The organism is Pseudomonas reidholzensis, from assembly GCF_900536025.1.
Classification (GTDB): Bacteria; Pseudomonadota; Gammaproteobacteria; order Pseudomonadales; family Pseudomonadaceae; genus Aquipseudomonas; species Aquipseudomonas reidholzensis.
On sequence record NZ_UNOZ01000013.1, the window covers coordinates 281328 to 306824 of the forward strand.

General features: G+C 60.0%; 27 protein-coding genes and 3 pseudogenes. 24 read left to right on the plus strand and 6 right to left on the minus strand.

The genetic code is table 11. The annotated features are described in order from the left end of the window. The first annotated feature begins 2 nt into the window (after positions 1 to 2). The 23 genes and pseudogenes from CCOS865_RS09290 (at position 3) to CCOS865_RS09400 (ending at position 18142) form a co-directional block, all read left to right on the plus strand. Positions 3 to 998, plus strand: a complete 996-nt coding sequence (locus CCOS865_RS09290; RefSeq protein ID WP_119140039.1) for a major capsid protein — start codon at positions 3 to 5, stop codon at positions 996 to 998. Positions 999 to 1000: 2 nt separating this feature from the next. Then, entirely contained in the window at positions 1001 to 1315 is a 315-nt protein-coding gene (locus CCOS865_RS09295) for a head-tail joining protein (RefSeq protein ID WP_119140041.1), read from the plus strand. After that, a complete protein-coding gene (locus CCOS865_RS09300) occupies positions 1312 to 1968 on the plus strand; it encodes a hypothetical protein (RefSeq protein WP_119140043.1) in 657 nt (218 codons plus the stop codon). Before CCOS865_RS09295 ends, CCOS865_RS09300 begins: the two co-directional genes overlap by 4 nt. Continuing rightward, positions 1965 to 2498 (plus strand): hypothetical protein, encoded by a 534-nt coding sequence (locus tag CCOS865_RS09305; protein WP_119140045.1) that lies wholly within the window; start codon positions 1965 to 1967, stop codon positions 2496 to 2498. Before CCOS865_RS09300 ends, CCOS865_RS09305 begins: the two co-directional genes overlap by 4 nt. After that, complete coding sequence (locus tag CCOS865_RS09310; protein WP_119140047.1) at positions 2495 to 3076, plus strand: phage baseplate assembly protein V; 582 nt, start codon at positions 2495 to 2497, stop codon at positions 3074 to 3076. Before CCOS865_RS09305 ends, CCOS865_RS09310 begins: the two co-directional genes overlap by 4 nt. Before the next feature lie 41 nt (positions 3077 to 3117). Then, positions 3118 to 3321: a hypothetical protein gene (locus tag CCOS865_RS09315; protein ID WP_119140049.1), complete on the plus strand. Its 204-nt coding sequence runs from the start codon at positions 3118 to 3120 to the stop codon at positions 3319 to 3321. A gap of 3 nt (positions 3322 to 3324) precedes the next feature. After that, positions 3325 to 3651 carry a GPW/gp25 family protein gene (locus CCOS865_RS09320; RefSeq protein ID WP_119140051.1) on the plus strand — a complete coding sequence of 109 codons (327 nt, stop codon included), beginning with the start codon at positions 3325 to 3327 and terminating at the stop codon, positions 3649 to 3651. Next, the gene (locus CCOS865_RS09325; RefSeq protein WP_119140053.1) at positions 3648 to 4532 is read left to right on the plus strand and encodes a baseplate assembly protein; all 885 of its coding nucleotides are present in this window, start codon (positions 3648 to 3650) and stop codon (positions 4530 to 4532) included. The genes CCOS865_RS09320 and CCOS865_RS09325 overlap by 4 nt, the downstream gene beginning before the upstream one ends. After that, entirely contained in the window at positions 4529 to 5137 is a 609-nt protein-coding gene (locus CCOS865_RS09330; protein ID WP_119140055.1) for a phage tail protein I, read from the plus strand. The genes CCOS865_RS09325 and CCOS865_RS09330 overlap by 4 nt, the downstream gene beginning before the upstream one ends. Then, positions 5130 to 6227, plus strand: a pseudogene (locus tag CCOS865_RS28395) (phage tail protein); the annotation flags it as partial. The gene CCOS865_RS09330 and the pseudogene CCOS865_RS28395, both read left to right, overlap by 8 nt. Before the next feature lie 888 nt (positions 6228 to 7115). Continuing rightward, a pseudogene (locus CCOS865_RS28600) lies at positions 7116 to 7634 on the plus strand (glycine-rich domain-containing protein); the annotation flags it as partial. A gap of 11 nt (positions 7635 to 7645) precedes the next feature. Further along, positions 7646 to 8044, plus strand: a complete 399-nt coding sequence (locus tag CCOS865_RS28400) for a tail fiber assembly protein (RefSeq protein ID WP_244216075.1) — start codon at positions 7646 to 7648, stop codon at positions 8042 to 8044. 84 nt (positions 8045 to 8128) lie between these two features. Then, complete coding sequence (locus tag CCOS865_RS09345) at positions 8129 to 9295, plus strand: phage tail sheath C-terminal domain-containing protein (protein ID WP_119140059.1); 1167 nt, start codon at positions 8129 to 8131, stop codon at positions 9293 to 9295. Between the two features lie 12 nt (positions 9296 to 9307). Beyond that, a complete protein-coding gene (locus CCOS865_RS09350; RefSeq protein ID WP_119140061.1) occupies positions 9308 to 9817 on the plus strand; it encodes a phage major tail tube protein in 510 nt (169 codons plus the stop codon). A 30-nt stretch (positions 9818 to 9847) separates the two neighbouring features. Further along, complete coding sequence (locus tag CCOS865_RS09355; RefSeq protein ID WP_119140062.1) at positions 9848 to 10147, plus strand: phage tail assembly protein; 300 nt, start codon at positions 9848 to 9850, stop codon at positions 10145 to 10147. Positions 10148 to 10278: 131 nt separating this feature from the next. Further along, entirely contained in the window at positions 10279 to 13329 is a 3051-nt protein-coding gene (locus CCOS865_RS09365) for a phage tail tape measure protein (RefSeq protein WP_119140066.1), read from the plus strand. A gap of 9 nt (positions 13330 to 13338) precedes the next feature. Next, entirely contained in the window at positions 13339 to 14184 is an 846-nt protein-coding gene (locus CCOS865_RS09370; protein WP_167469036.1) for a phage tail protein, read from the plus strand. Then, the gene (locus CCOS865_RS09375) at positions 14159 to 14365 is read left to right on the plus strand and encodes a tail protein X (protein ID WP_119140967.1); all 207 of its coding nucleotides are present in this window, start codon (positions 14159 to 14161) and stop codon (positions 14363 to 14365) included. The genes CCOS865_RS09370 and CCOS865_RS09375 overlap by 26 nt, the downstream gene beginning before the upstream one ends. A 60-nt stretch (positions 14366 to 14425) precedes the next feature. After that, entirely contained in the window at positions 14426 to 15472 is a 1047-nt protein-coding gene (locus tag CCOS865_RS09380; protein ID WP_119140068.1) for a phage late control D family protein, read from the plus strand. Between the two features lie 29 nt (positions 15473 to 15501). Then, complete coding sequence (locus tag CCOS865_RS09385; RefSeq protein ID WP_119140070.1) at positions 15502 to 16131, plus strand: DUF7338 family protein; 630 nt, start codon at positions 15502 to 15504, stop codon at positions 16129 to 16131. Next, positions 16131 to 16682, plus strand: coding sequence for a glycoside hydrolase family 19 protein (locus tag CCOS865_RS09390; RefSeq protein ID WP_119140072.1), 552 nt, complete (start codon positions 16131 to 16133; stop codon positions 16680 to 16682). Before CCOS865_RS09385 ends, CCOS865_RS09390 begins: the two co-directional genes overlap by 1 nt. Beyond that, positions 16679 to 17197 (plus strand): lysis system i-spanin subunit Rz, encoded by a 519-nt coding sequence (locus CCOS865_RS09395; RefSeq protein ID WP_119140074.1) that lies wholly within the window; start codon positions 16679 to 16681, stop codon positions 17195 to 17197. Before CCOS865_RS09390 ends, CCOS865_RS09395 begins: the two co-directional genes overlap by 4 nt. Before the next feature lie 150 nt (positions 17198 to 17347). Then, positions 17348 to 18142, plus strand: a complete 795-nt coding sequence (locus CCOS865_RS09400) for a DNA adenine methylase (RefSeq protein ID WP_119140076.1) — start codon at positions 17348 to 17350, stop codon at positions 18140 to 18142. 616 nt (positions 18143 to 18758) lie between these two features. On the opposite strand, the gene CCOS865_RS09410 is transcribed toward CCOS865_RS09400, so the two are convergent. Beyond that, positions 18759 to 19409: an RloB family protein gene (locus tag CCOS865_RS09410; protein ID WP_119140078.1), complete on the minus strand. Its 651-nt coding sequence runs from the start codon at positions 19407 to 19409 to the stop codon at positions 18759 to 18761. Continuing rightward, positions 19409 to 20728 carry an AAA family ATPase gene (locus tag CCOS865_RS09415; protein WP_119140080.1) on the minus strand — a complete coding sequence of 440 codons (1320 nt, stop codon included), beginning with the start codon at positions 20726 to 20728 and terminating at the stop codon, positions 19409 to 19411. Before CCOS865_RS09415 ends, CCOS865_RS09410 begins: the two co-directional genes overlap by 1 nt. A gap of 385 nt (positions 20729 to 21113) precedes the next feature. Here CCOS865_RS09415 and CCOS865_RS09420 point away from each other — a divergent pair. Beyond that, positions 21114 to 22111 (plus strand): annotated as a pseudogene (locus CCOS865_RS09420) (DUF4113 domain-containing protein); the annotation flags it as partial. Positions 22112 to 22122: 11 nt separating this feature from the next. Here the strand turns inward: CCOS865_RS09420 and CCOS865_RS09425 are convergent. The 4 genes from CCOS865_RS09425 to CCOS865_RS09440 all read right to left on the minus strand — a co-directional run bounded on the left by CCOS865_RS09425 (position 22123) and on the right by CCOS865_RS09440 (position 25327). Then, on the minus strand, positions 22123 to 22527 hold the full coding sequence (locus tag CCOS865_RS09425) for a hypothetical protein (RefSeq protein ID WP_119140082.1): 405 nt from the start codon (positions 22525 to 22527) through the stop codon (positions 22123 to 22125). Then, on the minus strand, positions 22524 to 23030 hold the full coding sequence (locus tag CCOS865_RS09430) for a hypothetical protein (RefSeq protein ID WP_147406497.1): 507 nt from the start codon (positions 23028 to 23030) through the stop codon (positions 22524 to 22526). The genes CCOS865_RS09425 and CCOS865_RS09430 overlap by 4 nt, the downstream gene beginning before the upstream one ends. Further along, positions 23027 to 23773: a hypothetical protein gene (locus CCOS865_RS09435; protein ID WP_119140086.1), complete on the minus strand. Its 747-nt coding sequence runs from the start codon at positions 23771 to 23773 to the stop codon at positions 23027 to 23029. Before CCOS865_RS09435 ends, CCOS865_RS09430 begins: the two co-directional genes overlap by 4 nt. Positions 23774 to 24502: 729 nt before the next feature. Continuing rightward, complete coding sequence (locus CCOS865_RS09440; RefSeq protein WP_167469037.1) at positions 24503 to 25327, minus strand: WG repeat-containing protein; 825 nt, start codon at positions 25325 to 25327, stop codon at positions 24503 to 24505. Positions 25328 to 25497 lie beyond the last annotated feature (170 nt).

The following is a 25497-nucleotide window of genomic DNA, read 5'->3' on the forward strand; positions in this document are numbered from 1 at the left end:
TCATGGCCGAGATTGCCATTTTTCAAGACGACGTTTTCGGCGTTGCAGCACTGACTGCTGCCATCAACGATCAGGAATACGTTCCAGGGCGCTTGGCTGCCCTCGGTCTGTTCCAGGAGGAGGGGGTGGCTACCCTCACTGTGCAAATCGAAAAGGATGGCGACACCCTCGCCCTTGTGCCGGCGGGTGAGCGTGGGACCTCTGGCCTGGTGGTAGGCAGTAGCAAGCGCAACCTGATCCCGTTCAACACCGTTCACCTGCCACAACGCTTCGCGATCAAGGCCGACGAGATTCAGGGTATCCGCGCGTTCGGCTCGCTGACCGAGTTGCAGGCTGTGCAGGATGTAGTCAACAAGCGCCTGGCAAAGGCAAAGCGTCAGCTGGATGCCACCCACGAGTTTCATCGCATGGGAGCGATCAACGGCAAGGTGCTGGATGCAGACGGGTCTTTGGTGCTCCTCGACATCTACAAAGTCTTCGGTGTGTCGCAGCAGAAGATGGTGATGGGCCTCAACGATCCGGACTCCAATGTTCAGGTTCAGTGCGTTGAGGCGCTGGACATGCAGGAGGACGCCCTCGGCAACGTCACCACCACTGGCTCCCGCGCTTTCTGCGGTAAGAACTTCTGGAAGAAGCTGATCGCCCACAAGTCGGTGGTCGACACCTACAAAGGCAGCCAGCAGGCAGCGTCCCTTCGCGGCGATGGTCGTGAGGCCTTCGACTTCGGTGGCATCGCCTGGGAGCGTTACCGTGGCAAGGTATCCGGTGTCCCGTTCGTCGCAGACGATGAGGCTCGCCTGGTCCCTGAAGGGGTGTCGGAACTACTGCTTTCGGTTTACGCGCCGGCGGACTACATGGAAACCGTAAATACCGAAGGCTTGCCGTACTACAGCAAGCTGGAGGAAATGCCCTTCGGCAAGGGCGTTCTGGGTGAGGCACAGTCCAACCCGCTGCACATCTGCACCCGACCCCGCGCAATCATTCGCCTGATGCTCTAGCCATGGGCTTTCGGGAGCTGCTGGCCGACGTTGACGATACGGTTTTCGAGGTGCTGGGCGATCCGGCGCAGATAGAGGGGCGCGACGTGGTTGGCATGTTCTCCGCGCCCTGGCTGCAGCCCAAGCTCGGCCAGATCCGAACGGCCCTGCGAGAGCCGCACCTGGTCATCCGTGTAGGTGACAACGTGGGTGTCGAGGCCAAGCAGAAGGTGGTTATCGACATGCCCCCCGAGGACGGCGGGGGCAATTACACCATCACCAACATCGAGCCGGGTGGTGATGGCCTGGTCACGCTGGTACTGAGGAAATCGCCATGAGCGTCGGCAGCTACCACAAACAGTCCGCCGCTGCGGGGATCATCTCCCTGCAGGTCAGCCCAGAGGACATGAAAGGGTTTCAAGACTTCGCCAAGCTGGTGCCCAAGGCGGTCATCGCCGCTCAGCGACGAGCGATCAACAAGACCCTTCGCTGGCTGCGCACGCACGTTGCCCGCGAAGTGGGGCGACAGGAACGGATCGCCATCGGGGCGGTGAGGCAGCGCCTCAAGGCGTTCCCCATGGGCAGCAACGGCCAGGGCAAGCTGTGGTTCGGCATCAATCCGATTGAGGCCAGTCGCGCGGGTCGGCCGCGGCAGAGCCGATCTGGTGTGTCGGTAGCCGGGCGGCGCTACCAGGGCGCGTTCTTCAAGCGTGTTTATGGCGGCTCACTGGATATATGGATACGCACAGCGAGCAAACACTTCGACGCAGGTGACTACCCGGACAGCGAGGTCTCTGGAGGGGGCGGTCATCGCAGCGGCTGGGTCTCGGAAAATGACAGCCGGTTCCCGCTGGCCAAGGCAAAGATATCTCTGGATGACGTCCGACCTCACTTCGAGGCCTGGACCGCTCGCGCCCACCAGCGCCTGCAGGAAGTGATGGCGCAAGAGCTGAACTATGAGCTGCACAAGTACCTACGGAGAACAGCATGACTGATGATCAAATTCCCCTCAGTCAGGTGTACGCCGCGATCGAGGAGCACATCAGGGAGGCTATCCCCGGCTTAGCCTACGTCGGCACGATGCCTTCAGGGATCGAGGTGGTCCCCCCTCCCGCGGTAGTCATTGAGCTGGCTGGCTTTGACGACGCGGACAAGGATCCTGGTACCGGTGAGACGGCGGTCGAGGCTCGTTTTGAGGCGCGGGTCATCGTGGGGGCGGAGGAAGACAACTGCCTGCACATCGCGGCATTCGTCGCGGCTCAACTGGCTGTACTGCTGCGAATCCAGACATGGGGCCTGCCGGTTGAGCCTTCCCAGTTTGTGCGAGCTGAGCGGGACTGGACGCGGCCTGAGCTCGATGCGTATGCGGTCTGGGTAGTCGAGTGGACACAGATCATCTACCTCGGCGTAGAAGAGTGGCCCTGGGCGAACGAACCGCCCGGCACACTGGTGTTCGCCTTCCATCCTGACAGCGGCACTGGCAACGAGGGCGGGTATCAGTCGCCGGAGGCCATGGAATGAGCTACGCAGCCGCACAGCACGACCGAATGATTGCCTGCGTGGTGATGGGTTGCCGCGTGGTGGCTGTCGATCTGGAGGCGGCCCGCGTGCGCGTGTCCGACGGTGCTGGCTGGACCAGCGCCTGGGTGCGCTGGCATAGCCAGGCCGCTGGCAAGGCGCGCCACTGGCGAGCGCCGAGCCTGAACGAGCAGGGCGCGCTGATAAGCCCTAGTGGTGACCCCGCGCAGGGCACGTTCATACCGGGTCTGTATGGCGATGCCGGCGGCCAGCCAGACAACCGCGATCATGTGGAGGTCTGGCGGTTCGATGATGGCGGCTCACTGGTCTACGACTGGGAGGCCAGCAGCTACACCATCACTGTTCCCAGTGGCACGGTCACCACCAAGGTCGGCGGCAGCGAGGTGGTAGCCACTGACGACATGATCACTGCCAAGTCGGGCGCGGTCACAGTGCAGGCGGGGACCATCACGCTGAAGGGGTCGGTTCAGATCAAAGGGCCGTTATCCGTAACGGGCGACATTCTCGGCGGCGCTCGAATCATTGACACGGCCGGTAACACGGCCAACCACAAACACTAACAGCCCGCCTCGAGCGGGCTTTTTCATGCCTGGGGGATCCCATGAGTACCAAGAAAAACGACGCTGCGCAGAGTGCGCCGGCGACGGTCATCTATTGCGACAAGCTCAACGCCTCGCGCTCGCTGTTCATGGCCAACGGCCGCGAGCTGAAAGTGCTTCGTGCGCGGCTGGAGATCGGCGCGGACGACATCGAGGCCATGGCCTACCTGGACGCCCGTTCGGACATCGAGCGCCTGGAGGCGTAACCCATGATCGGAATGGATCGCCGCACGGGGCTGCCGCTGTCCGGCCTGGACCATCTGCGGCAGTCCATCGAGGTCATTCTGACGACCCCTGTCGGCAGCCGCCGTATGCGCCCTGAGTTCGGCAGCAATCTGCGCCGCTACGTCGACCTGCCGGTTAACGACGGTTGGAAAAGTGCGGTGCAGGCCGAGGTCGCCCGCGCCCTTGGTCGCTGGGAGCCCCGCTTGCGACTAGAGCGGGTGCGCGTCGTGGCCGTGGTGGGTGGGCAAATCACCCTGCAGTTGACCGGGGCCTACCTGGGCGACAGCGCGGTTTTGGAGGTGAGCGCATGACGATTGACCTGACGGCGGTTCCGGCGCCGCAAGTGCTAGAGAGCTTGGACTTTGAAGTCATGTATGAGGCCGCTCTGGCGCAGTTCCGCGAGTACATGGCCGAGAACTGGTCGGCGGCGCTGGAGAGCGAGCCGGTAGTCGTGCTGCTGGAGCTGATCGCTTATTGGCGGGTTCAAGACCGCGCGCGCGTCAATGACGCCGCCAAGGCGCTGCTACTGGCGTATGCCAAGGGCAAGGATCTGGACCAGCTCGCGGCCAACGTGGGGCTGCTGCGCCTGGTGGTCCAGGCCGAGGACCTGGCGGCCGTTCCGCCGGTCGCTGAGGTGCTGGAGGAAGACGACGCCCTGCGCGAGCGGGTGCAGCTGGTGTATGAGGGGCTGACCACGGCCGGGCCGCGTAACAGCTACATCCTGCACGCCCGTAACGCATCCGGGCTGGTGGCTGACGCCACGGCTGAAAGCCCGTCACCGGCGGTAGTTGACCTGACGGTGTTGAGCCTGGTGGGCGACGGCACGGCCGACGCCGAGCTGCTGGCCACGGTCGACGCGCAGGTCAATGACGACGACGTGCGGCCGGTCGCCGACCGGGTCAACTTGCGTAGCGCGCAGATCCTGCCGTATCAGATCGAGGCTGTGGTCTACCTCGCCAGTAACGGGCCGGAGGGTGAGGCGGTGCTGGCCGAGGCCAAACGCCGCCTTGAGGCGTGGAAAAACCCGCGCCGGCGCCTCGGGGTGGAGGTCTCCCGTTCCGCGATTGACGCCCAGTTGCATGTCGACGGGGTGAGTCGGGTGGAGGTCAACGGCTGGAACGACATTCGGCCGACCAATGCCCAGGCGGCTTGGTGCACTGGCGTTACCGTAACGCGGGGCGTGCTGCCATGACGGCCTTGCTGCCGAACAACAGCACCCCGCTGGAGCGGGCCATTGGCTCGGCCGCGCTCGACCGCACAAAGATCACCCTGCGCACCTTGTACAACCCCGACACCTGCCCGGCGGCGCTGCTGTACCAGCTCGCTTGGGCCTGGTCGGTGGACCGCTGGGACGACACCTGGTCGGAGGAGGTCAAGCGCTCAATCATCCGCTCATCGCTCTACGTCCATGCCCACAAGGGGACCATCGGCGCGCTGCGTCGGGTGGTCGAGCCGTTCGGCTACCTGATCGAGGTGATTGAGTGGTGGCAGACCCAGCCGCAAGGCGTGCCCGGCACCTTCGCGCTCAAGGTCGGCGTCTCGAATGAAGGCATCAGCGAAGAAACCTATCAGGAGCTGTCTTGGCTGATCGATGACGCCCGCCCGGTCAGCCGGCATATGACCGGCCTGGCCATCAGTCTGGAAACGACCGGCGGCGTGTACCTGGCCTCATCCGTCTACGACGGCGACGAACTCGACGTGTACCCGCCGCAGGCGTCCGACCTTGAGGTCACGGGCGAGATTGGTCGCGGCGGCCGCGAGCACACCATTGACTATCTGGACGTTTACCATGGTTGACCAGAATTCACAGTTTTACGCGATCCTGACGAATATCGGGGCCGCCAAGCAGGCCAACGCGGATGCCTTGGGCATTCCGTGGAAAATCACTCAAATGGCCGTCGGCGACGGCAACCCCGGCGTCGTGGAAAACCCACCCCTTCCAATGCCGTCCGCTAGCGCAGTGGCATTGCTGAATGAGTGGCGCCGGGCGCCGCTGAATCAGCTGAAGGTTGACGATAAAGACAGTTCGATCATCGTTGCCGAGCAGGTCATTCCGGCCGACGTGGGCGGTCGCTGGATTCGCGAAATCGCCCTGTATGACGCCGACGGCGACATGGTGGCGGTGGCCAACTGCGCGCCGACCTACAAGCCTCTGCTAAGTCAGGGATCTGGTCGCACCCAGGTGGTGCGGATGAACATGATTGTCAGCAGTTCCAGCAATGTGCAACTCAAGATCGACCCAAGCGTTGTGGTCGCGACCCGCGAGTGGGTAACCGAGGAGCTGGCCAAGCAGGACTTCAAGCATTCGGTTTTGGCGGCCACCACGGCCGCGATTACCCTCAGTGGCCTGCAGACGGTCGATGGCGTAGCGCTCACAGCCGGCGCGCGGGTACTGGTCAAGAATCAGGTAGCCGGCAAGGATAACGGTCTGTATCTGGTCGCCGCCGGCGCCTGGGTCCGTTGCACCGATGCAGACACCAGCGCCAAGGTGACGCCGGGTCTGCTGGTCCAGGTGGAGCGGGGAGCCCTCAATGGGGATAGCGCCTGGCAGTTGGTGACCGATGCCACCATTACCCTGGGCGTCACGGCGCTGGCCTTTGAAAGGGTCTTTGGCCGTACAGGTGTGGCTGCTGGCACCTACCGCAGCGTCACGGTGGACGCCTGCGGCCGGGTAGTAGCTGCTACTAACCCGACCACGGTCGCCGGCTATGGCCTGACCGACGTGTACACCAAGACGCAGATTGACCAAGCGTTGGCCCTCAAGGCGAACATCGCCAGCCCAACCTTTACCGGCACCCCGAAAGTGCCGACGGCGCCGCCTGGGACCAACACCGAGCAGGCGGCCAGCACGGCATTTATTCAGGCCGCGATTGCTGTCTTGATTTCGTCCGCACCTGGCGCCCTGGACACGTTGAACGAGCTGGCAGTGGCAATGGGTAATGATCCCAATTTTGCCGCCACCGTCACCAACGCTTTAGCGCTCAAGGCGCCGCTGGCCAGCCCGGTGTTTACTGGCGATCCCAGGGTGCCGACAGCCCTTGCGACTGATAATGACACGTCGGCAGCGAGCACGGCCTTTGTGCGCGCGGCAATGGCGCTGTTCGGCATTGGTGGCAGCTCGCCCGTCGTTGCGGGCAGCCTGGACAGTATCGAATTCGGCGGCCTGTATAGCGTCGGCACCACGACCTCGGGCGGACTGCCGGCGGTGACCCCTGCTATCTCTCAAGGGGCGCAGGTGCTGCACATGAGCTACACCGACGGCGCTTCGCGCAGTGAGGTTCAGCTGCTCATCGACCGGCTTTATGATCGGCTGTTCTACCGGCGTTGCGATTCCGGGCAATGGAAAACTTGGGTGCCGATCTGGAGCGGGGCAGACACACCAAAACAGACCGGCCCCTTGGACGTAACCCCAGGCGCGATGCTTACGGTTGGCGCCTGGGGCTGGGGCGCTTCAGCGGTAAACTTCACAGACGACATTGACGCTATTAGCGTGAGTGCCCTCTACATGGTCAGTGCCGCCACCACAGGTACTAAGCCCGAGTATCCAGCACTGGTCGGGGTTGGGCAGATCCCTAATGGCACGCTTGAGCACATCGAGCGTGGCAGTAGCAAAATGGCTACGCAGCGTTGGGATTCGTTGATCGGCAGCATCAACCCTTTGTCGTTTGTGCGCACAAAGAATACGGCGGGCGCCTGGTCTGCTTGGGAGCTTGTGGTCACAGACAGGCACTTGCCGTACCGGGCAAAGGTTTATTACAGGTCGGCAGGGGTCTATCAATGGACTGTGCCCGCTGGCGTGTACAAGGTTGATGTTGAGGTCCGGGGCGCTGGTGGTAGCGGCGGCTTTGGCTCTCAAGAGACCGGGTCTGGCGGCGGTGGCGGCGGGGGCATCAGCAAACGCCTTTGCACCGTCGTGCCTGGCTCTGTAATCACCATTACCGTCGGCGCTGGTGGCGCTGCGGTTTCAACTGTGGGTGCATCGGGTAACTCTGGCACTGCGTCGGCCTTTGGTACGTTCTGTTCCGCCACGGGCGGCTCGGGCGGCAGCTCGGGTAGCGGGGCGACCGGCGGCTTTGGGGCCGGCGGCGATATCAATATGTCGCTGGGAGCTGGTAACCCTGCGCTCCGAAACGCACCTAGCACCTATGCCTTGGGTGGTGCTGGCGGGGGCGGCGAAAGTATTTTTGCCACCAGTAACTCGACCACCCCGAGCCAGCCCGGCATGGGTGGCGGCGGCCGCACCAGTAACCAGTCCCAGCCAGGCGCAGACGGCTGCGTATTTATCACTTACTAAGGAGCAGGATCATGTGGGCATTGATACAGGACGGTCTGGTGCTGGAGACGACCGACGTTGATCCTGAGGGGCGCTATCACCCTGACCTCAAGTGGCGCCATTGTTCCGACCTGGTGCGGGCCGGCTGGCTGTTCGAGAACGGCGTCTTTGCCGAAAAGGTCGAGACGCTGGAGCAGCGCAAGAGCACCGAACGGCAATGGCGCGACGGTGAGCTTGCCGCCCGCCAGTGGCTGCGCGATCGGCATCGGGATGAGCAGGATTTGGGCCGGCCGACGACGCTGAGAAACGAGTGGTTCGACGAATTCCTGGTCTACCTGCAGGCGCTGCGCGACTGGCCAGTTTCGGAGTTCTTCCCGGATCCGCAGCAGCGGCCGCCGGCGCCCGGCTGGCTTGATACATACGCCCAATAACGCCCCGCACTGACGGGGCGTTCTCTTTTCCGCTGTACCACCTGGCCTCGCTCTGCGGGGCCTTCTCGTTTCTGGAGACTTTACATGAGTGGTTTTTTTCACGGCGTTACCGTAACGAACGTCGACACCGGCGCGCGGACCATCGCCTTGCCGTCGTCCTCGATCATTGGCCTGGTCGACACCTTCACCCCTGACGCGAAGTACAGCGCCCAGCTCAATGACCTGGTGCTGATCACCAGCGAGCGCGAGGCGATTGCCGCGTTCGGTCCTGACTCGGCGATCACCAAGGCCTGCCAGGCGATCTACACCCGCGCCAAGGCGGTCATCGTCGCCTGTGGCGTGGCCAAGCTGGAGGACGCTGCCGAGCAGACCTCGGCGATCATCGGCGGCACCTTGCTGGGCGGCAAGCGTACCGGGCTGCAGGCGCTGCTCGATGGCAAAAGCCGGTTCAACGCACAGCCGCGGCTGTTGGTGACACCCAAGCACAGTGCGACCCAGGCGGTCGGTACTGCGCTGGTGGCGCTGGCGGACAAGCTGCGCGCTATCGCGATCATCGACGGCCCCAACACCACCGACGAGGCCGTGCAGGCTTACGCTGGCGAGTTCGGCGCCAAGCGCGCCTACATGGTCGACCCCGGCGTCAAATACTGGGATACCACCACAAGCGCCACGGTCGACGCGCCTGGCTCGGCCTGGGTGGCTGGCCTGTTCGCCTGGACCGATAACGAGTACGGCTTCTGGGCCTCGCCGTCGAACAAGGAGTTCGTCGGCATCACCGGTACCGGCCGGCCGATTGAGTTCCTGGACGGCGATGAGACCTGCCGGGCCAACCTGCTGAACAACGCCAATATCGCGACCATCATCCGCGACGACGGCTACCGCCTGTGGGGCAACCGCACGCTGTCGAGCGATGCGAAATGGGCCTTCGTCACCCGCGTGCGGACGATGGATATCGTCATGGACGCGATCCTGTACGGCCACAAGTGGGCGGTCGACCGCTCGATCACTGCGACTTACGTCCGCGACGTAACCGAGGGCCTGCAGGCGTTCATGCGCGACCTGAAGAACCAGGGCGCAATCATCAACTTCGAGGTTTACGCGGATACCGAGCTGAACACTGCCAGCCAGCTGGAGCAGGGCAAGGTGTATTGGAACATCCGCTTTACCGACGTGCCGCCGGCCGAAAACCCCAACTTCCGTGTCGAGGTCACCAACCAGTGGTTGACCGAAGTCCTCGACGCCGCCGCTTAAGGAGCGCACCACATGGCAATGATTCCCGAAACCCTGGCCAACATGAACATGTTCGCCGACGGCATCAGCTTCCAAGGCGATGTCCCCAGTCTGACCCTCCCCAAGCTCACCTTGAAAATGGAGGAGCACCGCCCCGGCGGCATGGACGTGCCTATCGAAATGGACCAGGGCATGGAGAAGCAAGAGGCCAGCTTTGTCACCACCGGCGTGCGCCGTGAGTCGCTGAAGCTCTTTGGCCTGGCTGACGGCACTGCCTTCAACGGCGTTTTCCGGGGTGCCTTCAAGGGCCTCAAGGGCAAGATCAACCCGGTGATCGTCACCCTGCGCGGCAGCCTGAAAGAGGTCGACATGGGCGACTGGAAGTCGGGCGACAAGGCCGAGATCAAGCATGCCGTGGCGCTGACCTACTACAAGCTCGAAGTCGACGGCCGTGTGATCTACGAGATCGACGCCCTCGGCATTAAGCGCGTCATCAATGGCGTTGACCAGCTCGCCGCGCAACGTGCGGCCCTCGGCCTGTAACCCCTCTCTCTGAATCAAGGACTATTCACCATGGCACAAGTAAACAAGATCCCTTCCTGGCTGACTCTGGCTGGCGACCGCGTCACTGTCAGGCTGAGCAAGCTCACCGAACTCAATGGCGTGCAGCTCGACGCAGTGTCCCTGCGTGCGCCGACCGTGCGCGATATCCGCAGTGCCCAGGGCGGCGCCCAGGACGAGGAACAGCGCGAACTGAACTTGTTCGCTAGCCTCGCCGAGGTTGGCGTCAAGGACCTGGAAGGGCTGGCCCTCAAGGACTACACCCGCCTGCAGACTGGCTATTTTCGCTTGGTGCAAGACGACGAGCTTTAACCCGCAACTGCAAAAGCAGCTGGCCAAACGGCTGGCTGTGGAGCTGGGTTTCTCGGCCGCTGAAATCACCGATATGCCCTGGGAGGACGTGGTTTGGTGGCTCACGGAATGAGCCGTTAGGGGGTTAACCGATGGCAAGCAAACTGGCTCTATCGCTGGTGATCGGCGGCGCCGTCGCATCGTCGGTCGGTGCCGCGTTTAGTTCGGTCGAAGGCCGGATAAAAAAGCTCGAGGACAAGGGCAACAAGGCCAAGGTGCTGAAAAGCACCATTGGCGAAACCATGAAGCTGCGCGACGAGTGGAAGAAGGCGCACGACGCCGGCGCCGCCGGTGCGGACAAGCTGCTGCGCAAGCTGGACGGCAACCTTGACGCCTTGCGCAAGCAGGGCGTGGAAGTGGGCCGCCTGGGGCGTGAGTATCAGCGCCTGGCTCGCGAGGCCAAGGGCGCCGATCTGCAGCTCAAGGGTCATCAGCAGATGGCTGCCGGCAAATCCTCGCTCAAGTCCAACATGGGCGCGGCGGCGGTAGGCGTCGGCCTTACGGCCATCCCGACCAAGATCAGTGCGGACTATCAAGCGATCATCCGTGACATTGCGATCAAGGCGGATGCGGTCAACAAGCCGCAGGAAGTGCAACTGAGCCGCACCGTCATCGGTACGGCCAATGACACCGGTATGGCCCGCAATGACGTGGCGGATCTGATCAACCAATTGGTCGGCGCCGGCATGGAGCTGGACAAGGCCATGGCCTACGCCCCGACGGCGGCCAAGTTCGCCGTGGGGCAGGGCGCGTCGGGCGTCGACACGGCCAGTATGATCATGGCGCTGCAGCAAAACGCCAAGATCACCGATCCGAAGGTCATGCAGCAGGCCCTGGAGGCAATCGCCTACCAAGGCCAGGCGGGCAGCTTCGAGGCCAGCGACATGGCGCGCTGGTTCCCCCAGCTGCTGGCCAGCATGGAGAAGAACGGCAGCACCGGCCTGGATGCGGTCACGTCGCTGGGTTCGATGCTGCAAGTGCAGATGAAGACTGCAGGCAGCTCGGACGAAGCGGCGAACAACTTCAAGAACTGGGTCGAGAAAATCGGTTCCGGGGATGTGGTCAAGGCGTACAAGGACGTTGGCATTGATTACCAAGCGTCCCTGAACACCGGCATCCAAAATGGCATGAGCAGCATTGAGTCGTCCATGGCTTTGGCCATGAGGTACGTCGAGGCGACCGACCCGGCGAAGGCGCAAAAGATCAAGGACGCCAAGGCCAAGATCAGCAGCGAGGTCGACCCGGAGAAAGCCAAGGCGGCGCTCGACGCCCTGGAGAAGTCCCTGCGCACCGGCGACCTGTTCGCCGACATGCAGGTCAAAGCCGCGCTCACGGCCTACTCGCAGAACAAGGAGCTGTACGAGCAGCTCAAGAACGACTCCAAGGAGTCGGCCGGGATCCTCGACAAGAACCTGGCCGAGCGCCGCGAAACGTCGTCACAGCAGTGGGCTGAACTGGCCCAGTCGGTTGACGACTCGATGCGCAGCATTGGCGACGCTATCCGGCCGGCCACGGACGCCGCCGCCCAGGGCCTGACCTGGGTAGCCAAGGGCGTCACCGGCCTGTCGGACAAGCTGCCGGGGCTGGTGATGGGGATCGGCGGCACGGTGGTGGCCATTGGTGCGCTGTTCACCGCGATCAGCGCCGCCAGGATCGGCCGTGGGGCGTTCAACATCGCGCGCGGCTCGATCATGGGTCGGCGCGCCGGGCGTGGTGGTGCCGGCGATATTGGCGATGCACTGCCCAGGGCCGGCAGCAAGGGGCTGGGCGTGCTCGGCAAGATGCTGGGCATGCCTGCCAGCAACGATGGCGGCGCAGGCCTTGGCAGCGAGCCTCAGCGCGTGTTTGTCGTCAATGCCGAGGCATTCGGCAGGGGCGGCGGCAGCGGTGCTAATTCGGCCCCTGCAGAGCGTACTGGCAGTCGTCGCAGTCGTCGCCGTGCGCGGCGCCGGGGCGGTTCGCTCGGTGCCACCCAGGCGCGGCCGGCCGTCAAGGCCCCAAGCCTGCCGCTCGCGGGCGCAGGGGCTGCAGCTGCTGCAGGCGAACTCGGCGGCCTGGGCAAGACCGTGCGCAACATTCGCGGCGCCACCATGCTGGCCAAGCGCATGCCGGGCGGCAATCTGCTGGACGCCGGCCTTGGTGTGGTGGACACCGCGCTGAACGCCACGACCCAAGACGAGAAGGCCGAGGGTTATGGCGGCGCTGCCGGCGGACTGGCGGGCGCCCTCGCGGGCGGCGCGGCCGGTGCGGCGATTGGCTCGGTAGTGCCCGTGATCGGCACCGTCATTGGTGGCGCCATTGGCGCGGCCATCGGCGGCATGGGGGGTGAATCGCTGGGCGGCTGGCTCGGCAAGGCCTGGTTCGGTGAGGATGCCCCGGAGAAACCGCCGGAGGTCGCCAAGAAAGAGGAACCGCCGGCACCGCCTGCTGTTTCCCTGGGGGCGTCTGCAGTACCACCGGCGCCGGCCATTTCGTACGACCCGCGCGACCCGAACTCAAAGGACCCATTCCTGGTGCCGGCACTGACGGCCAACAAGGTCGGGTTCCCTGGGGCGGGCCTGGTCAAGCCGCTGGTTCCGCCAGCGGAACAGCCAGCCGCTGCTGCAGCGCCGGCCGTTTCGTATGACCCGCGCGACCCGAACTCAAAGGACCCGTTCTTGGTGCCGGCACTGACGGCCAACAAGGTGGGGTTCCCTGGGGCGGGCCTGGTCAAGCCGCTGGTTCCGCCGGCGGAACAACCAGCCGCTGCTGCAGCGCCGGCCGTTTCGTACGACCCGCGCGACCCGAACTCAAAGGACCCGTTCCTGGTGCCGGCACTGACGGCCAACCGGGTGCGGTTCCCAGGGGCAGGTCTCACGCCGCCGATGGGCAACGTGGTGCGCGACATGGCCAGCGCCGTGCCGCCGCGCCCCAGTGCCCCGGAACTGGCCAAGGCGGCAGCGCCGAAAGGCGAAGCGCCCAAGGTCGAGCAGTCGTTTGCGTTCTCGCCGAGCAATAGCATCACGGTGCAAGGCGACGTTAAAGACCCTGCGCAGTTGGCGCGCGAGCTGGAGCCGCACCTGCGTAGCCAGTTCGAGGCGTTCCAGCGTGAGCAGGGCGCCCGTATGGCCTCAACCCAGCTGTTTGACGCACCACACGTCTAAGGAGGTGCCATGGCCTACATGGAATCATTGGGGTCGGCGCTGGCGTCGCTGGTCGCGGCGGGGGAGGCTGGCCGTACCAGTCTCGACGGCATGCTGGGTCCGCTCAACGGCGCCGTCAGCGATATGACCGGCGCGGCGGCCGAGCTGGAGGGCTTGCCCTTCGTCGGTCCCGCCATCGGCGCCAAGCTGCAGCGTTCCATGCGTGCCATCAACGCGGCGCAGTCGGCCGTGGGGCAGGTGGCGGCGACGTACAGTCGGGCCGTTACGGCGGCCAGCCAGGTGCAGGAACGAATCGGCGCAATGAAGGAGCAGGCGGCCAAGGCCGCTACGGCCATCAATCGCATCGCCGGCAAGATCAGCCCGTCCCTGGGCAACATCCTGCCGACCGGCGCGTTTGCCCCGGACGCCACGCCGGCGGCCGAGGCGGTGAAGCCGTTCCCGCACCTGCTGATCATGCAGCCCCTGGACCCCAAGCTGCAGCCGTACTACTTCAACCTGGATACGGCGGCCTTTGACGAGCTGCGCCGGCAGACGGCGTTCCGCTGGGCTGGCCAAGAGCGCCTGACGCGCGATATCGCGCAGCAGGCCGTGGGGCAGGGCGAGGACAAGCTGACCATCAAGGGGGCCATTTTCCCGCTCTTCAAGGGCGGACTGGGCCAGCTGAACACCCTGCGAACCATCGGCCGTCGCCTGCAGCCGCTGACGTTGACCACCGGTTTCGGCGAAGTCCTCGGCACCTGGTGCTTGCTCAGTGTGGACGAGGACCAGTCGGCCTTGCTCGCCGGCGGCATCCCCCGCAAACAAGGGTTCTCTTTGGAATTCGTGAGCTATGGCAATGACCTGCAGGACGTCTGACGGGGATCTGCTCGACACCCTGTGCAACCACTACTACGGCCACTTGAGCGGCACCGTGGAGGCGGTGCTGGAGGCCAACCAAGGGCTGTCGGATGAGGCTCAGCCATACCGGGCTGGCCTGATTATCCGCTTCCCGGATCTGCCGACCGCTGAAACCGAGCAGGTCATGTTGTGGGATTGATCCCGCGTTACGCGTAACGAACCCCGCCGAGTGTGGGGTTTTTCATTTCTGGAGCAACGCATGAAGCCCACCTTTCGCATCGTCGCCGATAAAAAGGACATCACGGCGCTGATCAATGACCGCCTGTTGCTGCTGCGCACCTCGGACAAGCCCGGCATGGACTCTGACGAGTTCGAGCTGCGCATTGACGACCGCGACCAGGCGGTGACGCTGCCGGTGCGCGGCGCCAAGATCGAGGTCTATATGGGCTATTCCGAGCAGGCCCTGGCGCGCCTGGGGAGTTACACCGTTGACGAGGTGTCGGTGACCGGCCCGCCGGACACCATCAGCATTCGCGGCAAGGCCAGCGACATGCGCGGCAGCGGCAAGACCACGCGCAGCGGCAGCTGGGAGGGCGTGCCGCTTGCGCAGATCGTCCGCGACGTGGCCGCCCGCAACGGCTGGACCCCGGTCTGTTCGGTGCAGACCAAGGTGCCGCGGATCGATCAAAACAACGAGTCGGACTTTAACTTTGTCACGCGCCTGGCCAAGCAGTACGACTGCACGGCCAAGGTGGCCGAGGGCAAGCTGCTGGTGATGCCCAGGGAGGGCAACGAGAGCGCGAGCGGCAAGACGCTGCCCAAGCTCACGATCAGTCGCGCGGACGTTAGCCGGTACTCGTTCCGCCTTGGTGATCGCGGCACCCAGCAAGCGGTCAAGACCAAGCACCAGGACCCGAAGACCGGCGCCATGCAGGTGATCGAGCTGGGCAACGACGATGCGCCCGATGGCCTGCCGGGCGTCCATACCGACCGACATATCTACCCCAACCAATCAGCCGCCAAGCAGGCCGCCAAGGCCCGTCTGGCCGCATTCAACCGCAGCACCGCCGCCGTGCGCCTGGAAATGGCCGGGCGTACCGACCTGTTTGCCGAGCGCCGGATCGACGCCCAGGGCTTCAAGTCGGGGCTGGATGGCGAGTACCTGGTGGACAGCGTCGAGCAGGTCTTTACCCCGTCCGGCTGGACCACGGCGGTCGAGTGCAACGGCGGCAAGAAAGGCAAGGCCAAGGCCGCCGGCAAGAAAACGAAGAAGGCAGGAAAGCCGCTCAAGGTCGAGCAGCTGTAACCCCACCCCAACCCCTCTGAGAGGTCTCTATGTTCCCCCATCTGTTACGGGCGGCCGGTCAATGGCTGCTGCTTTTCCCTGTCCGCGTGCTGCTGATCCTCGTTGGCGCCCTGGTGGTGCCCTTGGCGCTGCCGCTCGCGCGGCCCAGCGGCCCCGCCGTGCTCTTCACGCAAGCCCCTGGTGACTGGCAGCTGGTCACGCTGCCCGATTGGGCGTGGCTCTGGTCGAACGACCGCGACGGCGCACTGGGCGACAAGCGCGGCTGGTGGCACCTGAATGCCCCGTTTGGCCTCGGCGCCTATCACTGGTTTTCCAAGCTCTGGTGGCTGGCCCTGCGCAACCCCGCCAACAACATGCGGTTCGCGCCGTTACTGGGCTGCCCCGTAACGGAATGCGATTACCGCTACTGGGGTGACGAGAACGTCGAGGATCGCCCGGGCGAGGGTGGTCGCCGCTTCCTGCTGGCCACTCACAAGCAGACCGGCCGGCGCTACTACGGGTTCTACGGCGTGTGGCAGTGGTCGGCGACTCGCGCCGTGGTCGTGCAGATCGGCTTCAAGGGTGAGCCGAAGGACTGGGCCGAGGACTACACCGGAGACCTTTCCCGGCAGTGGGCCGGCATGACGTTTGAAATCAACCTGTTCAAGGACATCTCGTAATGGCTATCACCGAAAAGCAACTGCTGCAGATCCTCCCAAACGCCGGCGCTAAAGCCGGCGTTTTCATTCCGGGCCTCAATGCCACCATGGGCAAGTACGCCATCATCACCCGGCTGCGCATGGCGGCGTTCATCGCCCAGCTCGGCCATGAATCCGGCCAGCTGCGCTATGTGCGGGAACTTGGCAATGATGCCTACCTGGCCAAGTACGACACCGGGCGCTTGGCTCAGCGCCTGGGCAATACTCCTGACGCGGATGGTGATGGGCAGCTGTATCGCGGCCGGGGGCTTATCCAGGTTACCGGTCGTGCGAACTATGAGGCGTGCAGCGAGGCGCTGTTTGGCGACAGTCGTCTCCTCAACACCCCTGAGCTGCTCGAGCAGCCTGTGTATGCGTCGCTGTCCGCCGGCTGGTTCTGGCAGCGCGCAGGGTTGAACTCTCTCGCCGACAAGGGCGACATCCTGGCGATCACCAAGCGTATCAACGGTGGCACCAATGGGCTGGATGACCGTATGGCCCTCTACAAGCGAGCGCTCGAGGTGCTGCAGTGAACGCGCTGGGTTGGCGTGTAGCTGTCCTCGCGCTGTTGCTTGGCGCTTACTTCGGCGCCCGTGGCGCATGGCTTTGGCAGGACAACCACTACGGAAAGGCGCTCGCTGATCAGGCCGGCGAATATCGGCTCGAGCGTGAAGACGCAGCTGCGGCGGTGATCAAGTGGCAGGCTGAAGAACAGGAGCACCGTCGCGGCCTGGAAGATCGTTTGGAGTCCACTGCGGGCACCCACTGGAAGGAGATGAGCGATGCTAAAAAAACTCAAGATCGCCTGCGTGACAGGCTCGCTACTGCTGATCTGCGGCTGTCAGTCGTCCTCGCCGCTACCTCAGTCGAGGGTTGTGGCTGTGGGGTGCCAACCGCCACCAGCACCGCAGGCGTGGTACATGGAGTCGTACGAGCCGACCTTGACCCAGCGCATGCTCAGCGAATTATCGCCATCACCGACGAAGGCGATCGAGGACTGATCGCGCTCAAGGCCTGTCAGGCCTACGTGCGCGAAGTGACCCGTTGAAAAAGAGCGAGCCGGTGAGGTGCGTCAACACCTCGCCGGCCCGCCGAACCCGCAGACCCTTCCTGCAAGTCCAGCCGAGGCTCTTGCTCCGTGCACAAAGCGCGGTGAGCCTAACACCTGTTTATCCATACAGTAAAGACTTGCTAACCTATGACCTCTCCAATCATTCCCTGGATGGGTGGCAAACGCCGCCTGGCCGATCGCTTGATCCCCCTCTTTCCCCCTCATGAATGCTATGTCGAAGTCTTCGCCGGCGGTGCCGCGTTGTTCTTCATGCGCCCCCAGGCGGCCCCCGTGGAGGTGCTGAACGACCTCAACGGTGACCTGGTCACGCTCTATCGTGTTGTGCAGAACCACCTCGAGGAATTCGTGCGCCAGTTCAAATGGGCACTCAGCTCGCGCCAGATCTTTGAGTGGCAGAAGATGACCCGCCCTGAAACGCTTACCGACATCCAGCGCGCTGCCAGGTTCTTCTACCTGCAGCAGCATGCCTTCGGTGGCAAGATCACCAGTCAGACCTTTGGTACCGCTACAACCGGGCCGGCGATCAACCTCCTGCGTATTGAGGAGAACCTATCAGCAGCGTGGCAGCGCCTTGCCGGCACCTACGTCGAAAACCTCTCTTGGCTCGACTGTGCGGAGCGCTACGATCGAGCGCACACGTTCTTCTACATGGACCCGCCTTACTGGCAGACCGCCGGCTACGGCGTCGATTTCCCGTTCGAGGAGTACGAGCGCATGGCCGAGTTCATGCGCCGGTGCAAGGGCAAGGTGATGGTGAGCATCAACGACCACCCGGACATCCGACGAGCCTTCGACGGCTTTCACTTCGAATGCGTCGACATCCGTTACACCACGGCCAATCAGCGGCACGGTAAGGCTGACGTCACGGGCGAGTTGGTGATCATGAACTGGCAGCCTGAGGGCCTTGAGCAGCTGTTCTAGCGGTCACGGAGCCTACGAGCCTTAGGGTAGATTTTGGGGGGGATCTGGGCCGCGAGAAGTCGCCATGGGCCATATGAGCAAGCTGGCAACCCCTTAAATCTGGCCTGTGACGGCGCCACTCCACCGCCGGCGGGTTCAAATCCCTGTAGCTCAATAGGCTAGAATCAATGCTTTAGCGCGGTTGCGGAGTTGAAAGAATGGCAAAGGGATTAACGGACATGATCCTGCCCGACGACCGTCGGATGCTGGAAGCCGTTTGTGCGATGAGGCGATATCAAGAGGCGCAGGCCTCAGGCTGTGCGGAACCGGAGCTCGAGGGTCTACGCGTCTTGGCCGAATTTCTATTTCAGGCGATTGCGGATCACAACCTGCAAGTCCTCGGGCACCCCTCAGGTCCACAGCACTAATTGCAGCAGTGGGGCACTAATGGGGCAAATCGTAGGCCGCTCTACGCGAATCTATGCCAATGCATGCAGTGGTATCAGAACGTAAAAAGGCGCTCAAGGACCGGTGGCGTGGGCTTGAGCGCCTTTTCGTGCTCCAACAGAACTGGATTTTGTGGGGTTAGGCACTGGTGAGGCACCAGATGAAGAGCTATTGCAAAAGCCTCATGGGACTAACCGGGGAATGAGTCGATAGCATCCAATAAAAGTGGAATTCCTGTATATGGATTGAGCTTGTACGGCCTTGTAACTCCTGCTGGTGCTGTGGACAAGGTCTGAGCGTTTATCGCTAGTGCTCGAGTTCTCGCATCTCCGATGTTTTCACGCACAATCCGGAAGATCTCCCTCGACCCTTTCTCATACCCCTTGCCCGTATTTTTTCTAACGTGCGTTTTTAATACGCTTTGTGTAATCAGGTCGTCAAAGGATGCGTATGGTGCGTTAGTGCTGATGAAGTGTAGTAAAAGCCAGTACTCGAAGCAAACGTTGGAAAGTGCGATGTTTACGTTGTTCTGGATTGCTAATGAGTAGGCTTTCTCGTGCAGATCATCTGAATACTTATGAGTGGACTCCCTGTCATAAACTACCCAGTACGCGTCCCCTGTGGGGTTGTTGCCGCTATTTTTATCTCTGATCGCTTCTTCAACAAGTTGTACAGGGGTGTTTTTGTTTGAGTCTTCAATCCGTATTACAGTGCGAAGGCGTGAGTCGCTTTTGTTGTTTATATACGATTGAAGGTAGTTTGGCTCGGTTTTCCTGCCCTCGCAATAGACATGCATCTTTCGAGGGACGCGGGCGTTAGTGTTGGGGCGAGGCTTAGGCATTATTCTTCCTCGTCGGTAGCAGCTTCGTGGCGAACATTTGGTTTGCTGAGATCAAGTTCGTCCAAAAGGTACTCGGATATTGCTTGGAAATTAACCTGAGGGATTGCCCCAAACCTACCCTCTGCATACCAAGCTGCATAAGGACTCGAGGGAGTTACTGTGCTCTTATCGAACTCATCAAGCGAGTAGATTTTTGACGCGCCGCCATTTTTCTTCGCAAACCAGATTTGGTCTCGGCGCATCAATGTAGGACTCATGAGCTCCAGGTTGTGCGTTGTAAAAATAAGCTGTGCCCCATTAATATTTAGGTCGGGGCAGTTGAAGATCTTGATTATTAGCTCTGCGATGTGCGGGTGGAAGCTGCTCTCAAGCTCGTCAATGATTATTACGGAGCCCATTTTTAATGAGCTAAGAATCACTGGTAGCATCTTGAATAGTTGTTGGGTTCCTTCAGACTCTTGATCTTGTTCGAAAGCTGTGGATCCGCCATTTTCTGTGTCGTGGTGGAAGATAAAGTTATACCGGTGACGTCTCAGAATCTCGTCTTTGATGTCTTGCGGCATTTCAACTGGGAATTTATGCTGGCCGAGGTCGATTTCCTCTCGAGTAATTCTGGAGACCCCAGTATCAATCCGGCTCATGAAGTTCGCAGTGAGCTCCAGTACGCCATCGCTCTTATATATGTCGGATAGAGGCAGTTCTCGATTCAGGCCGAAAATCAAAATATTGCGGAAGTAGTTATAAACATTCCTAATCATCTTCGGCGCGGCTGCGTTGTTTCCTGCCTTAGAGAGATAAAGATTGTTGTCGAAGAAAGGAATTTTCTTCATTCCGCCTTTGTAGTGGCTTCCAAAGGAGATGTTTTCCCAGGAGTCTCCTAGTTTTCGAGTGAAAATATTAGCTCTAAGTCTCGACGGGTAGAAGTCTAAGCTTTCGGTCAGGATTTTTTGATTGTTAAATGATACTGCGTATATGTAGCGACGATCTCCTGGGATTATGAATTCAATTTCAAATTCAATTGGAGAGTCAAGACTTTCTGCTGAGAGTAAGTAGGGCTCGAAGCAACGTATTTCTTTGTCTTCTTTAAAGCTGTCCGACTCTGATACCAGCCAGCGCAATGCTTTGAATGCCATAAGGACATTTGATTTTCCAGACGCATTCGCACCGTAGATCACGGCCGATTTCAGCACCGCGATGCCATCATTTAGAGGGTAAGTGATGTTGCCCAGAAGGTTGGATTTGGGATGCTCAGCGTGCAGGCTCAGCATCGCATCGTCTCGGAATGACCTGAAATTTCTGAAGCTGAAGTCGACGATCATGCGGTTTGGATCCTTTACTGGCGGTGCTTTTCCTTAATTTAACAGAAAAATTAGGCTTGTAAGAGATTTATAGCGTTGCTGGCTCGTTTTCGCCCTGGCCCCCAAGGTGCTGGCAGCTGTCCTCATCAAGGCTGGCTGTGTATGAGGGCTACCCCTGAAGCGTGACAGTTAATTTTCGCCGACTGATGGGAACCGTCGGATGAGGGCGCTGTGCAGAGGGAGGCTTTGCTCTGTACATCAGTAATGCCAATGCTCGACTGAGGGTGAAGAGCTTCCTGCATTCCGGATTCGACGCAACGTCATCAATCCAGGGGATGCTGGAGTGGTGCCAGGTGTTGACCAAAGGCAGTTCGTTGTTGGAGGGCTTTGATTGGGCCATTCGTCGATCGAGGCGATGGTGCCGGCATCCTACGTCTACTCGATCGATGAGTGTTTTGCCGACCTCACTGGATTTCCCGACAGCCTCACCCAGTTCGGCCGCGAAGTTCGGCCCAAGGTCCTGCGCTGCACTGGCATCCCCGTGGGTGTGGGGATCGCCCGCACCAAGACCCTGGCAAAGCTGGCCAACCACACTGAGAAGCGGCTGCAGGCCCAGACGGGCGGAGTGGTCGACATCTGCGAGTCGTTCAAGCGTGACTGGGTACTCCGCAACACCGCCGTCAAGGAGGTCTGGGGTATCGGCCGGCGGATGACCGCGCACCTGGAGAGCATGGGCATCCACAGAGCAATGGACTTGGCCAGGGCGGATCCGCAGATGCTTCGGCAGAAGTTCAGCGTGGGGGTTGAGAAGACCGCCTGAGAGCTTGCCGGCACTACATGCCTCGAGCTGGATGAGGCGGCGCCGCCCAAGCAGGAGATCTGCTGCAGCCGGATGTTCGGCATGCGGCTGTCGGAGCTGACGCCGATCAAGCAGGCGGTGGCAACCTACGCGGGGCGTGCGGAGGAGAAGCTGCGCGCCCAGGGCTCAGTGTGCAAGTGCCTCCGAGTCAGCATCTGCACTGGCATGTTCAACCACAACGGGTTGCATCACGCGCAAGGCGTTGGTGGAGCTGCCGTACACGACTAACGATACGTTGCTGCTCACCCGGGCGGCGATTGATGCGATGGAGCGGATCTACCAGCCTGGGTGCCGGTACAGCAAGGCCGAGGTGCTGCTGCTCGATCTGCGGCAACCAGGGGAGTTCACTGACGATCTGTTCGCGCTCTCCCAGCCGGCAACCTGCGATCGCCTCATGTCTGCCCTGGATGAGATCAATGGGAGGTATGGCCGAGGAACTGTTAGATCCGGCAGCGTCCCCCGCGCCCCCGATTGGGGTATGCGCCGCGAAATGATGAGTCAAGTCCTACACAGCTCGTGTCGACCAGTTGTGGAAGGTCTACTAGAGTTCGGAGCGCTACAGTGAATTCGGGAGTGTGTTGGAGTTATCAATTGCTTGAAGGAACTCCCTGACGCCGATTTCTACATTGGCGTAAGATTTTCCACGGGTGCTAACAAAAGTGGCTTTGTGCGTACTGGTAGCGTGCTTAACCTCTTCTCGGCCCATTGGCTTGGATGAAAAGCCGTTAATGCTTTCGCCATGAATCTCATCGCCAACGTTAATCATCGATTTATCAGATACTTGAGTTTCTGTGTCCCCAAGAGGCTTGCTGATCCTGGCAAAGCCATGGATGCTTAACTTAAAGTTGAATACAAGAGCTTTGGTGAATTTAGATTTTGTTGGGCCGTTCATTTTGAATTTACGGCACTGCAACTCCAAGGCGTTTCCTTCAATGGAATCGCCGATGGCCGACTTTCTCATTTTGCTGCTTCCTGCAATTGTGGTTGGCTAAAAATCAGGTTTCGGGGGATGAGGCTCAAGGCTTTATCCACTGACTCTACTGAGCAATGAAGCAAGTTCGCAAGGTCAGAAGGCGAGAACTCAATCTCAGTTAATTCAAGGGTCTTTTTGATTAACACTGCTAGAGAGTTAATCGGATGCTCCATTTCCTCAACGGCAATAGCTTCTGCTGCTTTTTCAAATTCCTCCTCAGAGATTTGCTCGAGTAGGTAAGCGGTATAGCTCGAGTTGAAGTCGAGGACTCGATGCTGCCAGTTGATTACATTATTCAGAGTTCTCAGGTCATTCTGCCATCTTGCTCTGACTTCATTTAGTTGGCCTAGAAAATCTTGCGTCCTGATGGTTTGAATTTCAACTATTTGCGAAAATGTGTTTTTCGTGACCCGGGCGAGCATATCTAGCTCTTTCAAGTTGTGGGTCGCGGTAGTTTCAGTGGTTGTTATGGTCTGGAAAAAGTCGTTCACAGTTCATCCCCTATGTTTAGTAGCTTAAGGAGTTCTTCTGGGAAATACTGAGTGATGATGGAAATTATTTCATCTGGGCCGCTATTTTTATATCCCTCGACTTGAGCTTTGGGGCGAGAGTTTACGTCAACTTTGAGGGCTACGCCTTGCTCAACGATGGGAAGACTCATTAGGTCAATTGTTTGCCCGCCTTCAACCATGCCGCCGCGCTTCTCATAAACATCGGCTTCGACGTTGAGGAAGTTGTTGCTTGGATGCAAATACCCAACTTTTACTGATGTGCTAGCAATTTCGCCGAATTTCGGGAACTTGATAGAGTGGCTGAAAAGGTACTCTCCAAGTGCTTCGCGGGATTCGGCAGATGGTAGGGACAGTGTGATTATAAGTGCGCTCTCATTCAGGTTTGTGTCTTTGCGGAACTTTTGAATTCGTTTGTGAATTTCGCGAGCATTAGTGAAAACAATTTCGAGTTGTTCTCTTAAGGATTTATGGCCGGGTTCAAATCCAAGATTAAGCTGGCAAAGGGTCTGGCTGATTAGCAGTTGCTTGTGAGAGTTTTGAAAGAGTAAGCGTGGTTGGGCAGGGTCGAAATCATCAGGGAGGTTGGTTTGATGGGACTGAGACTGGATAAAGCTTCCAAAAGCGTCGTCGGCAAGCTCCTGCTTGTACTTAATCCTTGTGTCGATATCGTAAGCTGCTTGATAGACAGCTTGAGAGATATACGCTTTCTTCATGTCAAACATTGATGAGGTCCGATTATGCATGCGATTGTAAAATTCGCTCGTGTGCGAGAGCAGGCTCAAGCAAACGCCAAAAAGGCCTACTCATTACCATTTCACGGCTTTCTCTGCAAGTATTGCTTAGCTTCAGGGTAGCAGATGGCCGAGAACGGGTTTGGGCGTAGCGATAGGAATGGATGAAATGGGGTCTTCCTGGTAGGTCTCTGGCGAGGCGCAGGGTTGAGCTTTTACTTGGTGATGCGCCTTCGGCGGCCGGCCATCATCCGAAAATGACTCCATGGTACAAAAATGGTACGCGGGTAGTCATGGTGCCATGCGCGCCAAGTGATTCAAGGGCTAAGGTAAAAGTGGGCCCAATCCATCATCGGCGCAACGCTGAAGCGGCGGGAAGGCTCAGGCCTTGTGTCTAGCGGGTTTGTGGCTGATTTCGTGTGCATGTTGGTCTGCGTATTTTGTACCGGTTTCAGGCGTTCCAGATCCGGATCAATCGTGATGGCCGCAAGTCTACCAAGAGACGCAGGCCTTCGCGCGCAAACAGTCTGCCGAAGCGTGGATCCGCCGACGTGAGGCTGGGTGCTAGGAGTCCGAGGGGGTTCGAGGGCTATCACTACGATCGGACGTTACCCTTTCCGTAGTCGATAACCCCCTCAAGTCGGGACACGAGGTTCCGATAGGGTTGCAGGTGGGGGGCTAGATAGTCGTGTAAAAGGCTTAAGCCGAAAATTGCACTACTTATGGGATTGGTCGCTGCCAATCACCCATTAACTCTTCCTTTCCGTGCTTGTCCACTCGGTAAACTTTCCCGTCTCGAACTAAGTCTGCATAGCCTTCAAAGAAAAACCCTCGCTTGTCGTAGCGTGGAGGGATTATGACCTTGCCAGATTTATCAATGAATCCCCAGCGACCATCGATTGCCACTGTAAAAAGATTGTCGTTCAGGTATCTGCCAGCCCACACATTATAAGCAATTTGATCATAATTTAGTGGCGTTACTGGATTGCCTTTCAAGTCATATATCATGCCGTCTCGCTTACCCTTAAAGGCAACTATAAACCCTTCAGATATAGATGGCTTTGATCCGAATGTCGGTCCAATTATCTCGCGCCCCGCAGTATTAATAATCACCCAGCCGCGCTCGCCTTGCACTACTGCCAGGTTTCCCTGCTCCTGCCGGAAATAGTCTATTTCCTTATACAGAAAAGGAATGACGACATTTCCTTTGGCATCTAAATATCCACATTTTCCTTCAGCGCAGACGCCCACGAGCCCACTATTAAGATTCAAGCCTCTATCGTATTTAAAGGGTATAGCGATTTTTCCACGCTGATCGATATAGCCTATCTTTTCCCCCACTCTGGCAGCACTAATGCCTCCTTTGAACAGCAAAACGTTTTTGTAGATTGGAGGGATCACAACAACGCCATTCTTATCTTTAGCCCCCCAGCTTCGATTTAACTCAAATGGAATTGGATACTTGTCAGTAGTATTCCTTTCAGCAGATACGCAGCCAGAAAGAACGCCAATAACAAAAGCCCAAATCACGCATTTAACAACCATGATAATTTCCATATTTTCTGATTAATTAGGGGCGACCTGAAAGGCTTTACTATACTCAGCTCCGCTTTCGGGAGTGCTGGAGTGGAACAAAATACGCCGCTTTGACCCAGCTGAATAAAACCTAGCCGCCCGCCGCCACGCACAAAGCCACTCATCTCTTTGATTCGGCG

Bases quoted from the DNA above. Each gene is read 5' to 3' on its own strand.
- CCOS865_RS09290 (WP_119140039.1), top strand. From the start codon at position 3: ATGGCCGAGATTGCCATTTTTCAAGACGACGTTTTCGGCGTTGCAGCA.
- CCOS865_RS09295 (WP_119140041.1), top strand. From the start codon at position 1,001: ATGGGCTTTCGGGAGCTGCTGGCCGACGTTGACGATACGGTTTTCGAG.
- CCOS865_RS09300 (WP_119140043.1), top strand. From the start codon at position 1,312: ATGAGCGTCGGCAGCTACCACAAACAGTCCGCCGCTGCGGGGATCATC.
- CCOS865_RS09305 (WP_119140045.1), top strand. From the start codon at position 1,965: ATGACTGATGATCAAATTCCCCTCAGTCAGGTGTACGCCGCGATCGAG.
- CCOS865_RS09310 (WP_119140047.1), top strand. From the start codon at position 2,495: ATGAGCTACGCAGCCGCACAGCACGACCGAATGATTGCCTGCGTGGTG.
- CCOS865_RS09315 (WP_119140049.1), top strand. From the start codon at position 3,118: ATGAGTACCAAGAAAAACGACGCTGCGCAGAGTGCGCCGGCGACGGTC.
- CCOS865_RS09320 (WP_119140051.1), top strand. From the start codon at position 3,325: ATGATCGGAATGGATCGCCGCACGGGGCTGCCGCTGTCCGGCCTGGAC.
- CCOS865_RS09325 (WP_119140053.1), top strand. From the start codon at position 3,648: ATGACGATTGACCTGACGGCGGTTCCGGCGCCGCAAGTGCTAGAGAGC.
- CCOS865_RS09330 (WP_119140055.1), top strand. From the start codon at position 4,529: ATGACGGCCTTGCTGCCGAACAACAGCACCCCGCTGGAGCGGGCCATT.
- CCOS865_RS28400 (WP_244216075.1), top strand. From the start codon at position 7,646: ATGTGGGCATTGATACAGGACGGTCTGGTGCTGGAGACGACCGACGTT.
- CCOS865_RS09345 (WP_119140059.1), top strand. From the start codon at position 8,129: ATGAGTGGTTTTTTTCACGGCGTTACCGTAACGAACGTCGACACCGGC.
- CCOS865_RS09350 (WP_119140061.1), top strand. From the start codon at position 9,308: ATGGCAATGATTCCCGAAACCCTGGCCAACATGAACATGTTCGCCGAC.
- CCOS865_RS09355 (WP_119140062.1), top strand. From the start codon at position 9,848: ATGGCACAAGTAAACAAGATCCCTTCCTGGCTGACTCTGGCTGGCGAC.
- CCOS865_RS09365 (WP_119140066.1), top strand. From the start codon at position 10,279: ATGGCAAGCAAACTGGCTCTATCGCTGGTGATCGGCGGCGCCGTCGCA.
- CCOS865_RS09370 (WP_167469036.1), top strand. From the start codon at position 13,339: ATGGCCTACATGGAATCATTGGGGTCGGCGCTGGCGTCGCTGGTCGCG.
- CCOS865_RS09375 (WP_119140967.1), top strand. From the start codon at position 14,159: ATGGCAATGACCTGCAGGACGTCTGACGGGGATCTGCTCGACACCCTG.
- CCOS865_RS09380 (WP_119140068.1), top strand. From the start codon at position 14,426: ATGAAGCCCACCTTTCGCATCGTCGCCGATAAAAAGGACATCACGGCG.
- CCOS865_RS09385 (WP_119140070.1), top strand. From the start codon at position 15,502: ATGTTCCCCCATCTGTTACGGGCGGCCGGTCAATGGCTGCTGCTTTTC.
- CCOS865_RS09390 (WP_119140072.1), top strand. From the start codon at position 16,131: ATGGCTATCACCGAAAAGCAACTGCTGCAGATCCTCCCAAACGCCGGC.
- CCOS865_RS09400 (WP_119140076.1), top strand. From the start codon at position 17,348: ATGACCTCTCCAATCATTCCCTGGATGGGTGGCAAACGCCGCCTGGCC.
- CCOS865_RS09410 (WP_119140078.1), bottom strand. From the start codon at position 19,409: ATGCCTAAGCCTCGCCCCAACACTAACGCCCGCGTCCCTCGAAAGATG.
- CCOS865_RS09415 (WP_119140080.1), bottom strand. From the start codon at position 20,728: ATGATCGTCGACTTCAGCTTCAGAAATTTCAGGTCATTCCGAGACGAT.
- CCOS865_RS09425 (WP_119140082.1), bottom strand. From the start codon at position 22,527: ATGAGAAAGTCGGCCATCGGCGATTCCATTGAAGGAAACGCCTTGGAG.
- CCOS865_RS09435 (WP_119140086.1), bottom strand. From the start codon at position 23,773: ATGTTTGACATGAAGAAAGCGTATATCTCTCAAGCTGTCTATCAAGCA.
- CCOS865_RS09440 (WP_167469037.1), bottom strand. From the start codon at position 25,327: ATGGTTGTTAAATGCGTGATTTGGGCTTTTGTTATTGGCGTTCTTTCT.